General features: G+C 31.6%; 17 protein-coding genes. 13 read left to right on the top strand and 4 right to left on the bottom strand.

Annotation, left to right across the window (positions count from 1 at the left end; all coding sequences use genetic code 11):
* The first annotated feature begins 70 nt into the window (after positions 1 to 70).
* The 6 genes from Q0998_RS13565 (at position 71) to Q0998_RS13540 (ending at position 7,281) form a co-directional block, all read left to right on the top strand.
* Complete coding sequence (locus tag Q0998_RS13565; RefSeq protein WP_299670615.1) at positions 71 to 652, top strand: methyltransferase domain-containing protein; 582 nt, start codon at positions 71 to 73, stop codon at positions 650 to 652.
* Between the two features lie 96 nt (positions 653 to 748).
* Positions 749 to 2,050 carry a TolC family protein gene (locus Q0998_RS13560; protein ID WP_299670613.1) on the top strand — a complete coding sequence of 434 codons (1,302 nt, stop codon included), beginning with the start codon at positions 749 to 751 and terminating at the stop codon, positions 2,048 to 2,050.
* Positions 2,051 to 2,232: 182 nt separating this feature from the next.
* Entirely contained in the window at positions 2,233 to 3,309 is a 1,077-nt protein-coding gene (locus Q0998_RS13555; RefSeq protein WP_299670611.1) for an efflux RND transporter periplasmic adaptor subunit, read from the top strand.
* Between the two features lie 110 nt (positions 3,310 to 3,419).
* Complete coding sequence (locus Q0998_RS13550) at positions 3,420 to 6,614, top strand: efflux RND transporter permease subunit (protein WP_299670609.1); 3,195 nt, start codon at positions 3,420 to 3,422, stop codon at positions 6,612 to 6,614.
* A gap of 157 nt (positions 6,615 to 6,771) precedes the next feature.
* A complete protein-coding gene (locus Q0998_RS13545) occupies positions 6,772 to 7,077 on the top strand; it encodes a hypothetical protein (RefSeq protein WP_299670607.1) in 306 nt (101 codons plus the stop codon).
* 18 nt (positions 7,078 to 7,095) lie between these two features.
* Positions 7,096 to 7,281, top strand: a complete 186-nt coding sequence (locus Q0998_RS13540; RefSeq protein ID WP_299670605.1) for a DUF2892 domain-containing protein — start codon at positions 7,096 to 7,098, stop codon at positions 7,279 to 7,281.
* Positions 7,282 to 7,347: 66 nt separating this feature from the next.
* Here the strand turns inward: Q0998_RS13540 and Q0998_RS13535 are convergent, their stop codons facing one another.
* The 4 genes from Q0998_RS13535 to Q0998_RS13520 all read right to left on the bottom strand — a co-directional run bounded on the left by Q0998_RS13535 (position 7,348) and on the right by Q0998_RS13520 (position 11,645).
* Positions 7,348 to 8,385 (bottom strand): transporter, encoded by a 1,038-nt coding sequence (locus Q0998_RS13535; RefSeq protein WP_299670603.1) that lies wholly within the window; start codon positions 8,383 to 8,385, stop codon positions 7,348 to 7,350.
* 76 nt (positions 8,386 to 8,461) lie between these two features.
* Positions 8,462 to 8,800, bottom strand: a complete 339-nt coding sequence (locus Q0998_RS13530; protein ID WP_299670601.1) for a hypothetical protein — start codon at positions 8,798 to 8,800, stop codon at positions 8,462 to 8,464.
* Positions 8,801 to 9,088: 288 nt separating this feature from the next.
* A complete protein-coding gene (locus Q0998_RS13525) occupies positions 9,089 to 9,832 on the bottom strand; it encodes an SGNH/GDSL hydrolase family protein (RefSeq protein ID WP_299670599.1) in 744 nt (247 codons plus the stop codon).
* A gap of 634 nt (positions 9,833 to 10,466) precedes the next feature.
* Complete coding sequence (locus Q0998_RS13520; protein WP_299670597.1) at positions 10,467 to 11,645, bottom strand: acyl-CoA dehydrogenase family protein; 1,179 nt, start codon at positions 11,643 to 11,645, stop codon at positions 10,467 to 10,469.
* A gap of 163 nt (positions 11,646 to 11,808) precedes the next feature.
* Here Q0998_RS13520 and rnpA point away from each other — a divergent pair, with 163 nt between their 5' ends.
* From rnpA to rfbC, 7 genes are read left to right on the top strand one after another with little or no spacing between them, the layout of a single operon-like run.
* Positions 11,809 to 12,207, top strand: coding sequence for a ribonuclease P protein component (gene rnpA / locus Q0998_RS13515; RefSeq protein WP_299670595.1), 399 nt, complete (start codon positions 11,809 to 11,811; stop codon positions 12,205 to 12,207).
* Entirely contained in the window at positions 12,188 to 13,816 is a 1,629-nt protein-coding gene (locus Q0998_RS13510) for a S41 family peptidase (RefSeq protein ID WP_299670593.1), read from the top strand. The genes rnpA and Q0998_RS13510 overlap by 20 nt, the downstream gene beginning before the upstream one ends.
* Before the next feature lie 27 nt (positions 13,817 to 13,843).
* A complete protein-coding gene (locus Q0998_RS13505; protein ID WP_299670591.1) occupies positions 13,844 to 15,532 on the top strand; it encodes a hypothetical protein in 1,689 nt (562 codons plus the stop codon).
* 20 nt (positions 15,533 to 15,552) lie between these two features.
* Positions 15,553 to 16,596: a hypothetical protein gene (locus tag Q0998_RS13500; RefSeq protein WP_299670589.1), complete on the top strand. Its 1,044-nt coding sequence runs from the start codon at positions 15,553 to 15,555 to the stop codon at positions 16,594 to 16,596.
* 2 nt (positions 16,597 to 16,598) lie between these two features.
* The gene (gene rfbB / locus Q0998_RS13495) at positions 16,599 to 17,606 is read left to right on the top strand and encodes a dTDP-glucose 4,6-dehydratase (RefSeq protein ID WP_299670587.1); all 1,008 of its coding nucleotides are present in this window, start codon (positions 16,599 to 16,601) and stop codon (positions 17,604 to 17,606) included.
* A gap of 1 nt (position 17,607) precedes the next feature.
* Positions 17,608 to 18,462: a glucose-1-phosphate thymidylyltransferase RfbA gene (rfbA, locus tag Q0998_RS13490; protein ID WP_299670585.1), complete on the top strand. Its 855-nt coding sequence runs from the start codon at positions 17,608 to 17,610 to the stop codon at positions 18,460 to 18,462.
* On the top strand, positions 18,462 to 19,007 hold the full coding sequence (gene rfbC, locus Q0998_RS13485) for a dTDP-4-dehydrorhamnose 3,5-epimerase (protein ID WP_299670583.1): 546 nt from the start codon (positions 18,462 to 18,464) through the stop codon (positions 19,005 to 19,007). The genes rfbA and rfbC overlap by 1 nt, the downstream gene beginning before the upstream one ends.
* Positions 19,008 to 19,139: the final 132 nt, after the last annotated feature.

Here is a 19,139-nt window from a genome sequence, read left to right as displayed (position 1 = left end):
AATCACAAATTCTACTCAAGCACCTGTTTTTTCAGGTGTTTTTTTATGTATAAATTTTTATTTTATTAAAATGAAGTTATCAGAAACGTTTTGGAATGATAAGTACAAAGCAAATAAAACAGGTTGGGATTTAGGGGAAGTTTCACCACCGCTAAAAGCCTATTTTGATCAACTTGAAAATAAAAGTTTGAAAATACTAATTCCTGGAGGAGGAAATTCTTACGAAGCAGAATATCTTTTTAATAACGGATTCGAAAATGTTTATGTAGTAGATCTATCAAAAATAGCTTTAAATAATATTAAAAAGAGAGTTCCAAACCTTCCAGATTCACAGTTAATACAGGCTGATTTTTTTGAACTAAAAACAACTTTTGATTTGGTCATAGAACAAACTTTTTTCTGTGCCATAGCCCCCTCTTTAAGACCAGATTATGCAGCCAAAATGTATGCTATTTTAAATAAAAGTGGAAAATTAGTAGGACTTCTTTTTGATGCCGTTTTAAATGATAATCATCCACCTTTTGGTGGCAATAAAAAAGAATACAAAGCCTATTTTGAGCCTTACTTTAAAATGCTAAAATTGGAACCTTGTTACAATTCTTATCAAAATAGACAGGGAAAAGAACTGTTTATAAGTCTTTTAAAAGCTTAAATTACCTCAATTTATTTGAAATACTTTTCTATAAGTAACATAGGTTACAAATAGAGATCTTAAGTCATTCTATTTTTGCAGTATAAATAGAATCACATGAATAAAATAAATTTGTTACTGTTTATTTTTTTAATTTCTCTGTCTTTGCACGCGCAAGAAACAATTCCTATTAAAAAAATAGAAGTGTTGTCTAAAGTTTCTGAGTACAATGCTACTATTAAAATTTCTATTGAAGAGTTTTATAAAGCCAAAGCAGATTACAAACAAACCAATGCTGTTTACTTACCTAACATTACGGCAAGTCATACAGGAATTTCTACAACCAACCCTTTGATGGCTTTTGGTGCTAAACTAAATCAAGGAATTTTAACTCAGAATGATTTTGATCCTGCTTTATTAAATAATCCTTCACAAACTCAAAACTTTGCAACGAAGATAGAAATTCAACAAACACTCATCAATTTAGATGGCTTTTATCAACGCAAAGCCGCAAAATCTAAAATGAATGCGATGTCTCTGCAGACAGAAAGAACGATAGATTATTTGTCTTTTGAAGTTGAAAAATCATACATGCAATTGCAATTGGCTTACAAAGGTGTTGCTGTTTTAGAAAAAGCTTTAACAGCTGCAAATGAAAACAAAAAAATGGCAGATAATAGTTTTAACCAAGGAATTTTACAACGTACAGATGTTTTAAATGTTGAGGTACGTGTTACAGAGGTTCAAAACCAATTACAAACGGCAAAAAGCAATGTGCAAAATGCATCCAACTATCTATCGTTTTTAATGAATGATAAAAACTATGTGACGTACAAACCAACAGATAGTTTAACGGTTGCTTATTTTAATACCGATAACAAAACCATTTCTAAAAACAGAGCAGATATCAAAGCAATGCAGTTAGCAACAAATGCTTATAAAGCAATGAATAAAGCTGATAAAATGGCTTTTCTACCACGCTTAAATGCTTTTGGAAGTTATGAAATGTATGACAACAAACTATTTCAGGGGGATGCAAATGGTTATTTAATTGGAGCAAAATTAAGTTGGAATCTTTTTGAAGGGTCTAAACGCTTTGGAAAAGCTCAAAAAAGCAAAGCAGCATTCGAGAAATCTAAGTTAGAATACAGTCAATATATCGCCAAAAGCAATTTAGAGTTGCATAAAGTAAAACGTCAATTATTAGATGCAAAAAATAGATTAAACCTAACCAATTTAGCAGTGCAACAATCGAAAGAATCTTTGAGAATTCGAAAAAATAGATTTAAAGAAGGTTTAGAAAAAACATCAGATTTGTTGTTGGCAGAAACGCAATATGCACAGAAGCAATTAGAATATTATCAAACCATATTTGAATATAATTATACACAAGCTTATTTAGAATTTTTAGCCCCCTAACCCCCGAAGACGGAATTAGCAAGATTGCGGATACATTAACATAATTATTCTACAAGGTTTTTAAAACTTTGTAGGTATTAGAAAAAAATAAAAAGCACATCTCTAAAAGTATGTGTTAAGTAACACAACGGTTCCCTTTCCTTTGGAAAGGGGTAAGGATAGGAAAAATAAACAAATTTAAAATGAAAAAGATACATACAATCATAACACTTTCTGTAGCATTATTAGTAGGGAGTTGTGATAGCGAAGACAAGAAAGTAGCGGCAGATAATACATCAGCAATTAAAGTAAAAGTTAATAAGGTTGCAACAAATAATGACCGTCAGTTTTTATCTGTAAGCGGCAAAATTCAAGCAACAAATAGTGCAGATTTAAGTACTAGAATGATGGGATATGTAAAAAAAGTGCATGTAAATGTTGGCGATAAAGTGCGTAAAGGTCAATTATTAGTCTCTATAAATAATACCGCTTTACAAGCCCAAAAGGCCCAAGTGAATGCAGGTATTACAGAAGCTAAAACAGCATTTAACAATGTAACTAAAAATTACAAGCGTTATAAAAATCTATATGCAAGCAAAAGTGTTACGCAACGAGAAATGGATGATATGACTGCAAATTACGAAATGGCAGAAGCACGTTTAGAAGCAGCAAATCAAATGCAAAATGAAATTAATGCACAATTTGCATACTCAAATATTACCGCACCTTTTAGTGGTGTAATTACAAGTAAGAATATAGAAACTGGCGATATGGCAAATCCTGGAATGCCCTTAATTAGTTTAGAAAATCCAAGAAATTTTGAAGTAATGGCAATGGTGCCAGAAACTGAAATTTCAGAAATTAAAAAAGGAACTACAGTAGCTGTTTTAGTGAAATCTATCAATAAAAACATTGTAGGAAAAGTGAGCGAGGTAAGTACTTCTGCTAAAAATACTGGCGGACAATATTTGGTGAAAATAAATTTAGAAAAAACCGACGCAACTATTTTATCTGGTATGTTTACTACGGTTCAGTTTCCTATGGAAAGAAAAGTAAAATCAACATTGGTGTTAATTCCGAAAGAAGCGATAGTAACCAACGGACAATTGTCGGGTGTTTACACCACAAGTGAAAGTAATACAGCTTTGTTGCGATGGTTGCGTTTAGGGAGAACTTATGGAAATCAAGTTGAGGTTTTGTCTGGATTATCTGCAGATGAAACATACATCATATCTTCTGAAGGAAAATTATATAACGGAGCTAATATAAGTGTTCAATAAAACAGTATTCAGTTGCAGCTATCAGTATTCTGCAAAAATTTTAAAAATAATATTAACTAAAATTACCCACAAAAGTTCCCTTTCCTTTGGAAAGGGTTAGGGATAGGAATATGAAAGAAGGTTTAGCAGGAAAAATAGCAAAAGTCTTTATAGGTTCTAAGCTTACAGTGCTTCTAATGATCGTGTTTATGGTTATTGGTGTGTATAGTTCGTTTTTAATTCCCAGAGAGGAAGAACCACAAATTGATGTACCAATGGCAGATATTTTTGTAGGGTATCCAGGCGCAAGCCCTACAGAAGTAGAGTCGAGAGTTATAAAACCATTAGAAAAACTAATTTCCAATATCAAAGGTGTTGAGTATGTGTATTCAACATCAATGAAAGAACAAGGAATGGTCATCGTTCAGTTTTATGTTGGCGAAGACATTGAACGTTCGTTTGTAAAATTATACAATGAAATTAACAAACACATGGATCAGATGCCACAAGGCGTTACATTTCCATTAGTAAAAACACGTGCTATTGATGATGTACCGATGTTGGGTTTAACCCTGTGGAGTGAAAACTATGATGATTACCAATTAAGCGAAATGGCGCAGGAGTTAGAAAGTGAGATTAAGAAAATAAACGATGTTTCTGTTACTCATAAAATTGGAGGAAGAAACCGGCAATTACGTGTTGTTTTAGATAAGGATAAATTAGCGGCTAGTGGTTTAGATTTCTTGTCGGTTTCTAAAATGATAAAAGCAAATAACACACAATTAAGCTCAGGTAGTTTTGATAAAAATGATACTGAGTTTTTGGTAACCACCGGTGAATTCTTGGCTTCTGCAACAGACGTAGAAAATTTAGTGGTTGGTGTACAACAAAATCAGCCGATTTATTTAAAACAGATTGCAACCATTATTGATGGTCCAGAAGTGCCACAAAATTATGTGTCTTTAGGTTTTGGAAAAGCAAGTGATAAACAGCAAATATACAAATCTGAATATCCTGCAGTAACCATTTCTATAGCAAAAAGAAAAGGTGCAGATGCTATGAAAATTGCTGAAATTGTTATTGACAAAGTAGCTCATTTAAGAAGCACTTTAATTCCCGATGATGTGCATGTAGAAATCACAAGAAATTATGGTGAAACAGCATCGCACAAAGTATCAGAATTATTGCTACACCTTATTGGTTCTATCATTGCAGTAACTTTAGTGGTCATGCTAGCCATGGGTTGGCGTGGTGGTTTGGTGGTTTTTTTATCGGTGCCAATTACATTTGCTTTGACCTTGTTGAGTTATTATATGTTAGATTATACTTTGAACAGAATTACGCTTTTTGCGTTGGTTTTTGTTACAGGTATTGTCGTAGATGATTCGATTATTATTGCTGAAAATATGCACCGACACTTTAAGATGAAACGATTGCCATTTAAGCAAGCGGCTTTATATGCCATTAATGAAGTTGGAAATCCAACAATTTTAGCAACTTTTACGGTAATTGCTTCTGTGCTACCAATGGCTTTTGTATCTGGTTTAATGGGGCCATATATGGCACCAATGCCAATTGGAGCATCTATTGCAATGATCTTATCCTTATTTGTAGCGTTAACGATTACACCTTATTTAGGATATATTTTCTTAAGAGAAAAAGAGAATAAGGGCACAATTGAAAAACCAGAAAAACCTTTAGAGGAAACATTTATCTATAGAGTTTACAACAAGTTTGAAAGACCTTTGTTAGAAAATAAAACGAATAGATGGGTGTTTTTAGGAGGAACTTTTGTGGTTTTAATAGCAACAATGATGTTATTTTTCACCAATTCTGTAGCTGTAAAAATGCTGCCTTTTGACAATAAAAACGAATTTCAAGTGGTCATAGATATGCCAGAAGGTACAACCTTAGAAAGAACAGCAGTCGTAACGCAAGAGATTGCACAATATTTGTCTACAAGACCAGAAGTGGTAAATTATCAAAACTATATTGGTACTTCTGCACCCATTACTTTTAATGGTTTGGTACGTCATTACGATTTACGTGGCGGCAGCAATATGGCAGATATTCAAGTGAATTTGGTCGATAAAGGCGAACGCGAAATTCAGAGTCACGGAATTGCAAAATTATTGAGACCAGAGATTCAAAAAATAGCCTCAAAACACAACGCCAATGTAAAACTGGTAGAAGTTCCGCCAGGACCACCAGTTTTGGCTACCATTGTTGCAGAAATTTATGGACCAGATTATAAAACGCAAATGGACATTGCCAATCAGGTACAAACTATTTTAAAGAATACAGCTGATGTGGTAGATATTGATTGGATGGTGGAAGACGATCAAACAGAATATCAATTTGAAATAAACAAAGAGAAAGCGATGTTGTATGGAGTTGCACCACAGCAAATTGCATACACCATGAATATAGCATTGTCTAATAACGCTATCACAAATTTATATGATGAAGATGCTGTAAATCAGGTTGGTTTGGTATTGTCATTAGACGAAAAAGAAAAATCGACCATTCATGATATTTCTCAATTAAAAGTAAAATCGGAACAAGGTAATATGATTCCTATTGCTGATTTAGTTGAAATAAAAGAAACTGTTTCAGCAAAAAGTATTTATCGTAAAAATCAAAAACGTGTTGTGTATGTGATGGCAGACATGGCTGGAGCATTAGAAAGTCCTGCCTATGCAATTCTAGGAATGGAAGATAAATTGAATGAAATTAAACTTCCAAAGGGGTATCAACTAAATGAAATGTATTTAGGACAGCCAGATTTTGAAGATGATTATACTGTGAAATGGGATGGTGAATGGCAAATTACTTTAGAGGTTTTTAGAGATTTAGGAATCGCTTTTTTAGGAGCTATCATCTTAATCTACATCTTAATTGTAGGATGGTTTCAGAATTTTAAAGCACCAATTGTAATGATGGTTGCGATTCCTTTATCGTTGATAGGAATTATTTTAGGTCATTGGATCATGGGCGCATTTTTTACAGCCACTTCCTTTATTGGAATGATTGCCTTGGCAGGAATCATGGTGCGGAATTCAGTTTTATTAATCGATTTTATCAATTTAAGATTGGCAGAAGGAATTCCCTTAAAACAAGCTGCAATTGAAGCCGGAGCGGTAAGAACCACACCCATTTTACTAACTGCAGGAACGGTAGTCATTGGAGCATTTGTCATTTTGTTCGATCCCATTTTTCAAGGATTGGCCATCTCTTTAATGGGAGGAACCATTGTATCAACAGTATTAACTTTATTGGTTTTACCGTTGATGTATTATATGATTGAAAAGAAGAATTATAAATAATCTGGAAGGTTGAGCGGAGTCGAAAACGAAACAAATAATATTGAAGCAATTACGTCCTATTTCCTGCGAGATTTCTAAAATTTTGGCAGGCATGAAAAATACATACATAACAAAACCTACAAGCTTGGGAAAACCTTGCAGGTTAAAAATAAAAAAAATGAAATTAGCAATCGTTACCGCAGTAGAAGAATTTCAAAAAGATGTTTTAAAAATCTTCAAAAAAGCAGATATTGAAAACTTTAGTAGTTCAGATATCGATGGATATAAAAATGCGCCCTCTTTATTAATGGCTTCTAATTGGTTTTCTGCTGGAAAGTTAGGAAATGAATCCACCCTATTTTTCTCTTTTACCAATGAAGAGAAAATTGATAATTTATTCAGGATCATTAAAGAATTCAATAGTAATTTGGAAACAAATAATCCTATAAAAGCGATTGTTGTTCCCGTAGAGAGATGTATATAAACTTAAAAAATAATAAGAATGTTACATACATATTTTAGAGCTATCGTAGGTGTGATGATTTTGTTAAGCGTTGTGCTTACTACATATGCAAACCAAAATTGGATTTGGTTTACAGTTTTTATCGGAGTGAATATGCTACAATCTGCATTTACAAAGTGGTGCTTACTAGAAAAAATATTGATAAAGTTAGGAGTGAAAAAGTAGATATTCTCCAATAAAAAAGAGGTTTTTTCTATTTTAGAAAAAACCTCTTTTAAACTTTTAAAAGTTTTACAATGCGTATTGCAAACCAACAGTAAGTGTTTCTTCTTGTTTTAACTGAATTCCGTTGGGTTTTTGATATAATGGCGAAGCAATTTCAAAGCCAAGCCTTAGGTCTTTAAATTTGCCTTTCGGAACATATAAGTTAAAACCAAAACCACTATTTATAAAAGTTCCACCAGAGTTTTGAGTATCTGCAGTAGTAACCATTGTTGGTGTTAAATTAGTATTTACGCCTCTAATTTTATCAACAATCTTTCCTTCTAAACGCGCAGAAAAACTCAACCAATCTGTTGCTTTAATTGCAAACCAATTGTTTAAACCATATGTGTTTCCAAAAGCATACTCATCAGAATTTTCTCCAAATCGAATTGTTGTAGATAATTGATTTCCCCAAGAAAGCATTGCTGTTTGTCCTAAATACGTCAATCCTAAATTGCTATCAAAAGAGCCGGTTCCTATTTGCATTGGATAAGGTAATTGTATCTCATTTGGAGCACTCATAGGGTTTTGATCATTTTCTGAAATACTTCCTGTTGGCAAAGAAAAAGTTAGATTTCCGTGAAATGATTGTTGGTTCTTATTGATGAATTTATAAATCATTCCTAGTTTTACATCCCCAAAACCAGAAGAAGAAGTAGCAAATGGAACGCTATTTCCATTCATCATTCTCATTTGTAAATCCATATTATTTTTAATAATATTTGCCATTGCCAACAAAGTAATTTTATTTGATGGCGCGTACATAAAACCAAACATGTGCATTTGCATTGGCATTTTTAGCGGAGTTACCATATAACCTGCGTTGTGTGCATTATCATTAGATATTGCATCAGCACCAGAAAGTAAACCTTCCATATTCATATTCATAAAACGATATGAAAACATAAAACCACCTTTTTCGTGGTAATGATCTGCCATGACAGAGATTGGTGCATGTCCGTCTGGTCTGTTTCCTTTCCAATTATTGTCTTTATTTTCTTGAGTGTTTGCTTGTTGTGTTAGGAACATAACAATTCCTAGACACATAATTTTTATTGATTTCATCAATTTTAATTTTAAAATAATTTATAAGTGAGAACATCAGATATAAAATCTGATATAAAGTTTAGCGATAAATTATTTATGAAATTGGCGGATGAAGTACATCTTTAGAAAAAAGATAGTGGTAATTTTTAGTGTAGTTAAAAATGGTTGTTTTAGAATTTGAAAGAACATTTTTATGGTCTATACGAAGTATTTTTACGAATCCAATAGGATATTCTTCCATATGAATTCTAAGCGATTTATAATCGTCATCTTGCTTTTGTTGCAGTTTTATCATCAATTGACATTTACCCTTACAACTCGTTGCTGGTTTGTCTTTATTGATACAAAGAACTTTAGAAATATAGTCGTAATTGATTGCATATTCCACAAAAGGAGCTATTGGTTTTAGCATCGCAATTAAGTAGAGAAACACGAATAATATTGTACCAAATCTTTTAAACAAAATGCATTTTTAAGACCAATACAAAAATACAAACTGAGAGATTAAAAAAGAAAGGGTTTTAACTTTTTTATTCTAATGCCCGTAAATGTCTCAAAACATTGATCTTTTCATTGAAATCCACCAGAATTTATTTCTAACAAACATCTATTTGCCTACTATTTATATTGGCAAATGTATTACGCTAAAAAATTGGTATTTTAATAAAAGAAAAGGCATCCATTTTAAAAGATGCCAAATTATTCTGTTCAAAAGTATTTCTTAATTCTTTAGCTTTTCAATTGCGAATGGAAGTAACCTTTCTACGAATTTTGTATATGCTAATTTTGAGGGATGCAAACCGTCTGAAGCTACCAAATCTGGATTTGTTAAACCATTGCGGGTAATGTCTGTGATGTTTACAAAAGTTATTTCATTTTGTTCACAGTACTTTTTTGCAAACAAATTGTATTTATCTATTTCTTCAGAAATGTTTGTATTACCGTTTCCAAATGGAGTGAAAGCATAGTCTGGAATTGAGATAACTATCAACTTATTCTTATCATTATCTACAGCTTTTGTAGCGGTTGCTATAAGTTTAGGAAACTCATTTTCATAAATAGAAAAATTTTTACCTTGATATTGATTATTTACGCCAATCAACAAGGTAACTAAATGATAATCATTGGAAATATTTTCATTTACTATAGCACTCATCAAGCTAGATGTAGTCCAACCAGTTTTTGCAATTACTTTTAAAGTAAAAGTGGTATCCGTTTCAAATTTTTTAGATAAACTATCTTTTAATTGCTCAGGAAACTTACAGGCATCACAGACACGTTCACCAATGGTATAACTATCTCCTAAAGATAAAATTTTAAAGTTTTTAGGATTTGAATTCTGATCATCAGAGAGCTCATCAATACGTATGTCTTCTTCGAGTTCAGTGATCGAATCATTAATATTAGCACATGAAAAACTTATCAAAAAAATAGCACAAAAGATTATATAATATTGTTTTTTCATATTGAAGTGATTTAAACTTTTCTGATTGAAGCGAAAAATAGGCATTTTTTGCTTAATTGAAGTCATTTTTCAGTTGCATAGCATAGCTACGGGACTTAAAAATGACAAAAAGCAAGGGAAAAAGGGCATTTTGTAGCCAATTGAGAAAAGTTTAAGTCACTTCATTCTTTTAGTCTATGTTTATTTTCGTTACAAACTATAGAGGTCAGTAGTTAAATACATACTAAATTCAAGTTTTAAAACACTGTTTATTAGATTTTTGAGTCATTCGTTATTGTCCGTTCGAGACCCAAGGAAAAAATTTTTCAAGCGATTATAATGACGTAAATTAGTCTATAAATATGTCTGTTCGAGCGCAGTCGAGAACTATTAATCTACTTGAAATCAGATAATTATATAAACACGTCAATGGTAGACCCGAGAAAAATAATTATCAAACGATTGGAATGACGTAATGTCTCCTCGAGTATTATTGAAATGAAAATACATTTTCATTGAAAGTAGCTAGCAAAGCTATCGAGAATTATTGGTCTGCTTTATATAGGTTTCGACTGCTCCCGAAATTTCGGGACAACCAGACATAATTAGTTAATTATTGTTTTTAATAAGTAACTAACTACTGACCTCTAACAAGCTATTTAAAAGCACTTAAACCAGTAACATCTAAACCTGTAATTAGTAAATGAATATCGTGGGTTCCTTCATAAGTAATGACACTTTCTAAATTCATCATGTGTCGCATAATAGAATATTCGCCAGTAATTCCCATGCCACCTAACATTTGTCTTGCTTCTCTAGCAATTGTTATTGCCATATCTACATTGTTTCGTTTCGCCATAGAAATTTGAGCAGAAGTAGCTTTTCCTTCATTTTTTAAAGTACCTAATCTCCAAGCTAGTAATTGTGCTTTGGTGATTTCGGTAATCATTTCTGCTAATTTCTTCTGTTGTAGTTGAAACTGTCCAATTGGTTTCCCAAATTGTTCACGTTCTTTACAATAGCGTAATGCTGTGTCATAGCAATCCATAGCTGCACCAATGGCACCCCATGCGATTCCGTAACGAGCAGAATCTAAACAACCTAAAGGTGCTCCAAGTCCAGATTTATTTGGCAATACATTTTCTTTTGGCACTTTTACATTGTCAAAAATTAACTCTCCTGTTGCAGAAGCACGTAAAGACCATTTATTGTGAGTTTCAGGAGTAGAAAAACCTTCCATACCACGTTCTACGATCAAACCGTGAATTCTTCCTTCTTCATTCTTTGCCCAAACAACTGCTACTTGTGCAAACGGAGCATTGGATATCCACATTTTTGCGCCATTTAATAAATAATGATCGCCTTTGTCCTTAAAATTGGTTTCCATGCCTGCAGGATTAGAGCCATGATTTGGTTCTGTTAAACCAAAACATCCCATCCATTCACCAGAAGCTAATTTTGGTAAATATTTTTTACGTTGTGCTTCATTTCCGTAGGTATAAATAGGGTACATTACCAAAGAAGACTGCACAGAAGCTGTAGAACGAACGCCAGAATCTCCACGTTCTATTTCTTGCATGATTAATCCGTAAGAAATCTGATCTAAACCAGCGCCACCATATGCTGCTGGAATATAAGGACCAAAAGCACCAATTTCTGCCAAACCGCCAATAATTTGAGTTGGAAATTCTGCTTTTTGAGCATATTCTTCAATGATCGGAGAAACATCACGTTTTACCCAATCTCTTGAAGCTTCGCGTATTAATTTATGTTCTTCTGTTAGTAAATCATCAATATTATAATAATCTGGTGCTTGAAATAAGTCAGGTTTCATATTTTAAAAGTATAATTTTAAACAAATTTATTAATTATTGTTAAATATTCAACATTAATAATTAAAAAAATGATGTTTAATTTGATATAAAAATACACATCTTTTTTAAAGTTAGCGATTAGAAATTGTTAAAAAGTTGTTGTTTTCTATTAAGTTTGTAAAGATGAAATACACTTTAGGGAAACAAGAACGTTTAAAGAGTAGAAAGTTGATAGAAAAACTTTATACTGAAGGGAAATCTGTAAAGAGTTTCCCGTTAAGAATGGTGTATTTACAAACAGAACATACCTCAGATTTTCCTTGTCAAGTGGGTGTTTCTGTGCCCAAAAGAAATTTTAAATTAGCTGTAGATAGAAATCGAATAAAGCGTTTGATGCGAGAAAGTTACCGCTTACAAAAAGAAATTGTCTACGATCATTTAGAGGAACCTTATGTTTTTATGATTTCGTACATTGGTGGAGAAGAAGTGAAGTATGAAGCGATATATTCAAAAATGGAAAAATTACTAACCTTGTTTATCGACAAGACAAAAACTCAAAAAGATGAAAAGATTCAACCTTAAAAAAAGAACAGTTGCTTTTTTATTCATAGGAACTATTTTTTTAACGTATTCTTTTAAATCGAAATTTTTTGAAGTTGCAAAACAGATAGAAATTTACAATACCTTATTTAAGGAATTGAATATGTATTATGTAGACGAAATAAATCCTGCAGAGTTTACAAATAAAGCAATTAAAAACACTTTAAAAGATTTAGATCCGTATACAAATTTCTACAATGAACAAGATGTAGAAACCGCTAGAATACGCAGAGCTGGCGAATATGGTGGTATTGGTGTTGCTGTTTATTATAACGCTAAAGGAATTGAAATTAGTGAAATTTACAAAGGTTTCTCTGCCGATAAAGCAGGTTTAAAAGTAGGCGATATTATTATTTCTGTCGATGGGCAATCTATAAAAAATATGGAAAGAGACCAACTTTCTATGTTTTTAAAAGGAATTCCTAATACTAAAGTAAGCGTAGCGATTGAAAGACAAGGAAGCATTTTTAAAAAGGAGTTAGTAAGAGATAAAGTGATTGTAAATCCGGTTCCTTTTGCTGAAATGATAGATGAAGAAACGGGTTATATTACCTTGACTCGTTTTAATGAAAAAGCTTCTTCCGAAGTAAAAAAAGCCTATCGAAAGTTGAAGAAACAAGGAATGAAAAAATTAGTTTTCGACCTTAGATCCAACCCTGGAGGTTCTTTATTAGAGTCTATTAGAATTTCTAATTTCTTCCTGCCAAAAGGAAAAACTATTGTTAGTACAAAGGCGAAGATAAAAAAATGGAGCAACACCTATAAAAGTAAAAATGACCCCTTAGATTTAGAAATACCAATGGTTGTTTTGGTAAATGAACGCTCTGCCTCTGCTTCAGAAATTGTGAGTGGTTCCTTACAAGATTATGACAGAGCTGTAATTATGGGAAAGCGTTCTTTTGGAAAAGGTTTGGTACAGCGTTATAGAGAGTTGATGTATGGGACACAATTAAAATTGACTATTTCTAAGTATTACACGCCAAGTGGAAGATGTATCCAAGAATTGGATTATGCAAATAGAGATGAAAAAGGAATGGTACCAAAATTTTCAGATAGCGGAATCCATACATTTAAAACTCAAAATGGAAGAACTGTTTTTGACGGTGGTGGCGTAATGCCAGATGTTGTAATTACCACTTCTGAAAGAAATGAAACTACCGAAGAATTGCTAAAATCTAAAGCCATATTTAATTTTGCAACCGATTATTATTATGATAATCCAACAAATGCAGCGCTAAAAGATTTTCAATTTAAACATAATTTTAAGCAATTTACAAATTTTTTAAAGTCAGATACCACTTTTGTTACTGCACAAGAAGCATTATTTAAAAAAGCATTTTTAGCATCAAAAGCAAACGATATTGATAAAGAATACCATCAAATTAAAGAAAAATTATTTGACGAAAAAATAAAAGAAATATCTGAAAATGAAGATATTATAACAACATTAATCGCTTCAGAAATTTTAGAAAGATATTTCTATAAAGAAGGCGTTTACAATTATAATTTAAAGAACGATAAAACCATTTCTGAAGCCGTTGATCTGTTGAAAAATGAAAACAAATACAATAAAATATTATCAGGTAAATAGTTTTACCTTTGAAGCTTAAAATATAGCATGTCAGAAATAAAAAAAATACTTAGAACCAGAGCTCAAGAATCTACAAATGCCATAGAAAAATTATACATTTCTATGCGTCATTTATTTAGTAGAGGTTTTTACAAACCGATGGGAATTTCTGGGGAAACTCTAAGAAAATCATTATTGTTATTAAGACCAGAAATTTATGGTTCAATTGCAGAAGAAAGAATAGAATTAAGTGGTTTAACCTATGTTATTGAAAGACTTCCTGAAGGAATTGAAGAATGTCAGTACATCAATTTAACCGCAGATGAAGGTTATAAAAGTTCTCATTTTACGCCGATTGTTCCTCCAAAAAGAAGAAGAAATTGTTACAGAATAGACAAAGATCAAATGAATATTGAGATTACCAGAGGAAGGTCTGAAATCTATGATATTTTAACGCATTTAACATTTTTATTCATTGAATCACATAAAATTCAAGAAAGAGTAACTTTAAACGATGGTGAAGATTTTACCAGAGAATGGAAACACTTAGAAGAGATAGTAATTCATCAGAAAGAAATTTCAGAAGAAGAAAGAGAAGTAACCATTGTACATTTAGCGAATATTTTAGGAAGAACTTTTGATGAGGTTTTAGGGATTTATAAAACGTTTTCTGCAAAAGACAATCCAGATCGTTTTTTCCAATTAATTTATTGGTTAGGTAAATTAGCCATTAATGAAGTAATCGAAAATAAAAAAAGAACGGTAACCTTTAGTTCTGTTTTAGTGGAAGAAATTGGGCATCATATTTATGGGGAAGTTTGGGCGAATAACATAAAAAAGGTTTTAAAGCAAAACAGTTTGTTAGAAAGACCTATTCATATTATAAGTGCCAACATGCATAGTGTATTAAACTCCATGTATGCAAAAAATGCACTACCAAAAGAAGCTAAGAATTTAAATGGCTTTGAAATTTATCAACTGTTAAGTAATGCAAACAGCAAACCTTTACAGAAAAAAGTAAAAGATTTTGCATCCTCAAACGGTTTGGTATATATAAAAGATACTTCTGGAACCAATATAAATGTACAAATAATAGATACCTCTAAAATAAACTTTGATGTTTTGTCGTTCTCTAAAAAAGAAAAATTAGAAGACAATGCCGTAATTATTGTGATGGATTATGCTTTTGGCGAACAAGCTTATGAAACGATGGACGAGTTATTGAAACCTTATACTTGTGAGAAAAATACAAAAACGCATTTAGATGTAAAATCTATTTCTATCATGGGTAAAGCGGGTATTTTAGAAGGTGGAAAAGGAGATATTATGATTCCTTCTGCACACATTTTTGAAGGAACAGCAGACAATTATCCTTTTGAAAATGAATTGTCTAAAGAAGATTTAGAAGGTTTTGGTATCGAAGTTTTTGATGGTTCTATGATTTCGGTTTTGGGTACATCTTTACAAAATAAAGATTTATTAGCATTTTTTCATGACTCTACTTGGAATGTTATTGGTTTAGAAATGGAAGGTGCTCATTATCAAAAAGCAATACAATCGGCATCAAAAATTAGAGGAAACATTTCTGAAAACGTGCAAGTTAGATATGCGTATTATGCTTCAGACAATCCTTTAAAAACAGGAGCTACATTAGCTTCTGGTGGATTAGGAATGACGGGAGTGACGCCAACCTACGCCATCACACAAAAAATATTAGAACAAATTTTTAACAGTTAAACTGTATATTAAATTTCAATATGTCAACAAACCAACCCACCAAAAACAACGAAGAAGAAGTAGATTTAGGCTCTTTATTTGTAATCATAGGAAAAGGATTTTCGAAATTTTTTAACTTTATAGGAAATATCTTTAAAGGAATCTTTCACGTATTTATTTCGATACTAATTTTCCTAAAAGAAAATATTATTAAAATAGGAATCGCTGCAATTATTGGTTTTGGCATTGGTTTTTTTTTAGAACTAAAATCACCTGAAAAGTATGGTTCAGACTTACTCGTGCAGGCTAATTTTAAAAGTGCTACTCAACTTTATAATAATATAAATTTTTATAATGATTTAGTAAAGCAAAAAGATACCGCTGGTTTGGTTAGAACTTTTAAGCTAGATAAACAAACGGCTGCATCTCTTAAAAAATTCTCGATAGAGCCTATTGTAAACGAAAATGACATCATAAATTCCTACAATGATTTTGTATTAGAGGTAGACACTACTACGGTAAAAAGTTATACATACGATGAGTTTAAAACTTCTTTTACAGACTTAGACTATAACATTCATAAAATAAATGTTGTTGCTGAGAAAAATGATGTTTTTCATCAATTAGATGAGGTAATTATTTCTTCTATTGTAAATAATCGTTATTTCAGTCGTTTAAAAGAGTTAACAAACGAGAATTTAAATAGAACAGATTCTTTATATCGTCAAAATTTATCTCAAATAGATTCTTTAAGAAAAGTATACATGCAAGTGATGATTGAAGAGGCTAAAAAGCAAGCTTCAGGAACCAGTATAGATTTAGGAGGAGAGAAAAGAACAACAAAAGAATTAGAACTTTTTGAAACCAATAGAAAAATAAATGAAGAGTTGAAAGAGATTGCTTTAGATAAATCAGAGAAGTATGAAATCATAAACGTTATTTCTAACTTTCAACCTATTGGGTATGAAATTAAAGGGATTACTAAAAATACGGCGTTTCAATTAGCTATTTTAGGAGCCTTATGTATGATTTTTATTTTAGTATCGTTAAAATTAAACACTTACTTAAATAATTATAAAAAGTAAGCATGAAAACAATTTTAATTTCTGGAGGAGCAGGTTTTATAGGTTCTAATTTTATTCCTTTTTTCTTAGAAAAAAATCAAGACTATCATGTTGTAAATTTAGATTTACTTACCTACGCAGGTGATTTAAAAAACTTAAATGAGCTAAAAAATAATGTTAGATATACCTTTATTGAAGGAGATATTTGTAATCGAAATTTAGTTGAAAAGCTATTTAATGATTTCCATTTTACAGGAGTCATTCATTTTGCAGCAGAATCTCATGTAGACAATTCTATAAAAAATCCAGATGCATTTGTGAGCACAAACGTTTTTGGAACTTTTAACTTGTTAGATGTTGCTAAAAATTATTGGATGCATGCTCCAAATAATTATAAAACAGCATTTAAAAACTCAAGATTTCATCATATTTCAACAGATGAAGTGTATGGTACTTTAGGAACTGAAGGTTTGTTTACAGAAGACACCCCTTATGCTCCAAATAGTCCTTACAGTGCTTCAAAAGCATCTTCAGATTTCTTGGTGAGGAGTTATTTTCATACCTACGGAATGAATGTGGTTACCACAAATTGTTCTAATAATTATGGACCTAAACAACATGATGAAAAGCTAATACCCACCATTATTCGAAAAGCTGTTTCTGGTGAAGAAATTCCTATTTATGGAGATGGAAAAAACATCAGAGATTGGCTCTATGTTTTAGATCATTGTACCGGAATTGAATTGGTGTATAAAAATGGAAACTTAGGAGAAACTTATAATATTGGAGGTAAAAACGAAAGAAATAACCTTTATATAGCAAATAAGATTTGTGAGATTTTAGATGAGATTCAACCCAAAAAAGAATCGTATAAAGCGCAAATAAGTTTTGTAAAAGATAGGCCAGGTCATGATTTTAGATATGCAATAGATGCTTCTAAATTAGAGACAGAATTGGGTTGGAGAGCAGATGAGAATTTTGAATCTGGAATTTTGAAAACCATTCAATGGTATTTAAAAAAATACAAATAAAATGAAAGGAATAGTTTTAGCAGGAGGTTCTGGTACAAGGTTACATCCACTAACATTGGCAGTTAGCAAACAGTTAATGCCAGTATATGATAAACCGATGATTTATTATCCAATTGCTACTTTAATTTCTGCTGGAATCAGTGAAATATTAATTATTTCTACGCCCAAAGATCTACCGCTTTTTAAAGAGTTGTTAGGAAATGGAAATCAAATAGGATGTCATTTTGAATATGCAGTTCAAGAAAATCCTAACGGATTAGCAGAAGCTTTCATTATTGGTGAGAAGTTCATTGGGAAAGACAAAGTAGCTCTAATATTAGGCGATAATATTTTTTATGGAACAGGTTTGTCAGACTTGTTAAAAGCAAATAACAATCCAGATGGTGGCATTGTGTATGCCTATCATGTAAACGATCCAGAAAGATATGGAGTTGTTGAGTTTGATACAGATAACAACGTTTTATCAATTGAAGAAAAACCTTTAAAACCTAAATCTAATTTTGCAGTTCCTGGAATTTATTTTTATGATAATGAAGTAATCGCTATTGCTAAAAATATAAAACCCAGTAAAAGAGGAGAATTAGAAATTACAGAGGTAAATAATGTGTATTTAAAGAAACAAAAATTATCTGTACAAATTTTAGATAGAGGAACCGCTTGGTTAGATACGGGTACTTTCGATTCTTTAATGCAAGCAGGCCAATTTGTACAAGTAATAGAAGAAAGGCAAGGTTTAAAGGTTGGTGCTATTGAAGAAGCTGCATTTAGAGCTGGCTTTATTTCAAAAAAACAAATGATTGCCTTAACAAAACCTTTATTAAAAAGTGGGTATTCAAAAAATTTATTAAAATTATAATGAAGGTTACGGAAACATTTTTAAAAGGTTGTTTTATCATAGAACCGATAGTTTTTGGAGATCATAGAGGAAATTTCTTTGAAGTTTTTAATCAAAAAATATTTGAAGAAAAAATAGGTTTAAAAATAGACTTTGTTCAAGACAATCAATCTATTTCACAAAGAGGCGTTTTGAGAGGCCTGCATTTGCAAAAAGGCAAGTATGCGCAAGCGAAGTTGGTAAGAGTGATTAAAGGCAGTGTTTTAGATATTGCTGTAGATGTTAGAAAAGACTCACCAACCTTTGGAAAACATTTTTCGATAGTATTAACAGAAGAAAACAATCAACAATTATTTGTGCCGAGAGGATTTTTACATGGTTTTGCAACCTTAGAAGATCATACTATATTTTCCTACAAATGTGATAATTATTACCATAAAGAATCTGAAGACGGAGTTCTTTATAATGACATCGATTTATCAATCGATTGGGGTTTAAAAGACTTTGAGATTCAGTTATCAGATAAAGACAAATTATTGCCCTCTTTCCAAGATTTTCAAGATTAAATTCTTAACTCATTCTAAATCAGAATTAAAGAAAGTTCTAGAAAACATTTCTTTTTCTTAAAAAAACTTGTATTTTTGGTATTGTAACCCCCATCGCTAACCTAGTTAGTAGATATTAAAAACAAGAATTAT

This window comes from uncultured Polaribacter sp., assembly GCF_947501385.1.
GTDB lineage: Bacteria > Bacteroidota > Bacteroidia > Flavobacteriales > Flavobacteriaceae > Polaribacter.
Note: the sequence above shows the minus strand (reverse complement) of the source record. Positions and strands in the feature narration are given on the sequence as shown.

Bases quoted from the DNA above. Each gene is read 5' to 3' on its own strand.
- Q0998_RS13505 (WP_299670591.1), top strand. From the start codon at position 13,844: ATGTCAGAAATAAAAAAAATACTTAGAACCAGAGCTCAAGAATCTACA.
- rfbC (WP_299670583.1), top strand. From the start codon at position 18,462: ATGAAGGTTACGGAAACATTTTTAAAAGGTTGTTTTATCATAGAACCG.
- Q0998_RS13565 (WP_299670615.1), top strand. From the start codon at position 71: ATGAAGTTATCAGAAACGTTTTGGAATGATAAGTACAAAGCAAATAAA.
- rnpA (WP_299670595.1), top strand. From the start codon at position 11,809: ATGAAATACACTTTAGGGAAACAAGAACGTTTAAAGAGTAGAAAGTTG.
- rfbB (WP_299670587.1), top strand. From the start codon at position 16,599: ATGAAAACAATTTTAATTTCTGGAGGAGCAGGTTTTATAGGTTCTAAT.
- Q0998_RS13520 (WP_299670597.1), bottom strand. From the start codon at position 11,645: ATGAAACCTGACTTATTTCAAGCACCAGATTATTATAATATTGATGAT.
- Q0998_RS13540 (WP_299670605.1), top strand. From the start codon at position 7,096: ATGTTACATACATATTTTAGAGCTATCGTAGGTGTGATGATTTTGTTA.
- Q0998_RS13550 (WP_299670609.1), top strand. From the start codon at position 3,420: ATGAAAGAAGGTTTAGCAGGAAAAATAGCAAAAGTCTTTATAGGTTCT.
- Q0998_RS13510 (WP_299670593.1), top strand. From the start codon at position 12,188: ATGAAAAGATTCAACCTTAAAAAAAGAACAGTTGCTTTTTTATTCATA.
- rfbA (WP_299670585.1), top strand. From the start codon at position 17,608: ATGAAAGGAATAGTTTTAGCAGGAGGTTCTGGTACAAGGTTACATCCA.
- Q0998_RS13555 (WP_299670611.1), top strand. From the start codon at position 2,233: ATGAAAAAGATACATACAATCATAACACTTTCTGTAGCATTATTAGTA.
- Q0998_RS13535 (WP_299670603.1), bottom strand. From the start codon at position 8,385: ATGAAATCAATAAAAATTATGTGTCTAGGAATTGTTATGTTCCTAACA.
- Q0998_RS13525 (WP_299670599.1), bottom strand. From the start codon at position 9,832: ATGAAAAAACAATATTATATAATCTTTTGTGCTATTTTTTTGATAAGT.
- Q0998_RS13500 (WP_299670589.1), top strand. From the start codon at position 15,553: ATGTCAACAAACCAACCCACCAAAAACAACGAAGAAGAAGTAGATTTA.
- Q0998_RS13545 (WP_299670607.1), top strand. From the start codon at position 6,772: ATGAAATTAGCAATCGTTACCGCAGTAGAAGAATTTCAAAAAGATGTT.
- Q0998_RS13560 (WP_299670613.1), top strand. From the start codon at position 749: ATGAATAAAATAAATTTGTTACTGTTTATTTTTTTAATTTCTCTGTCT.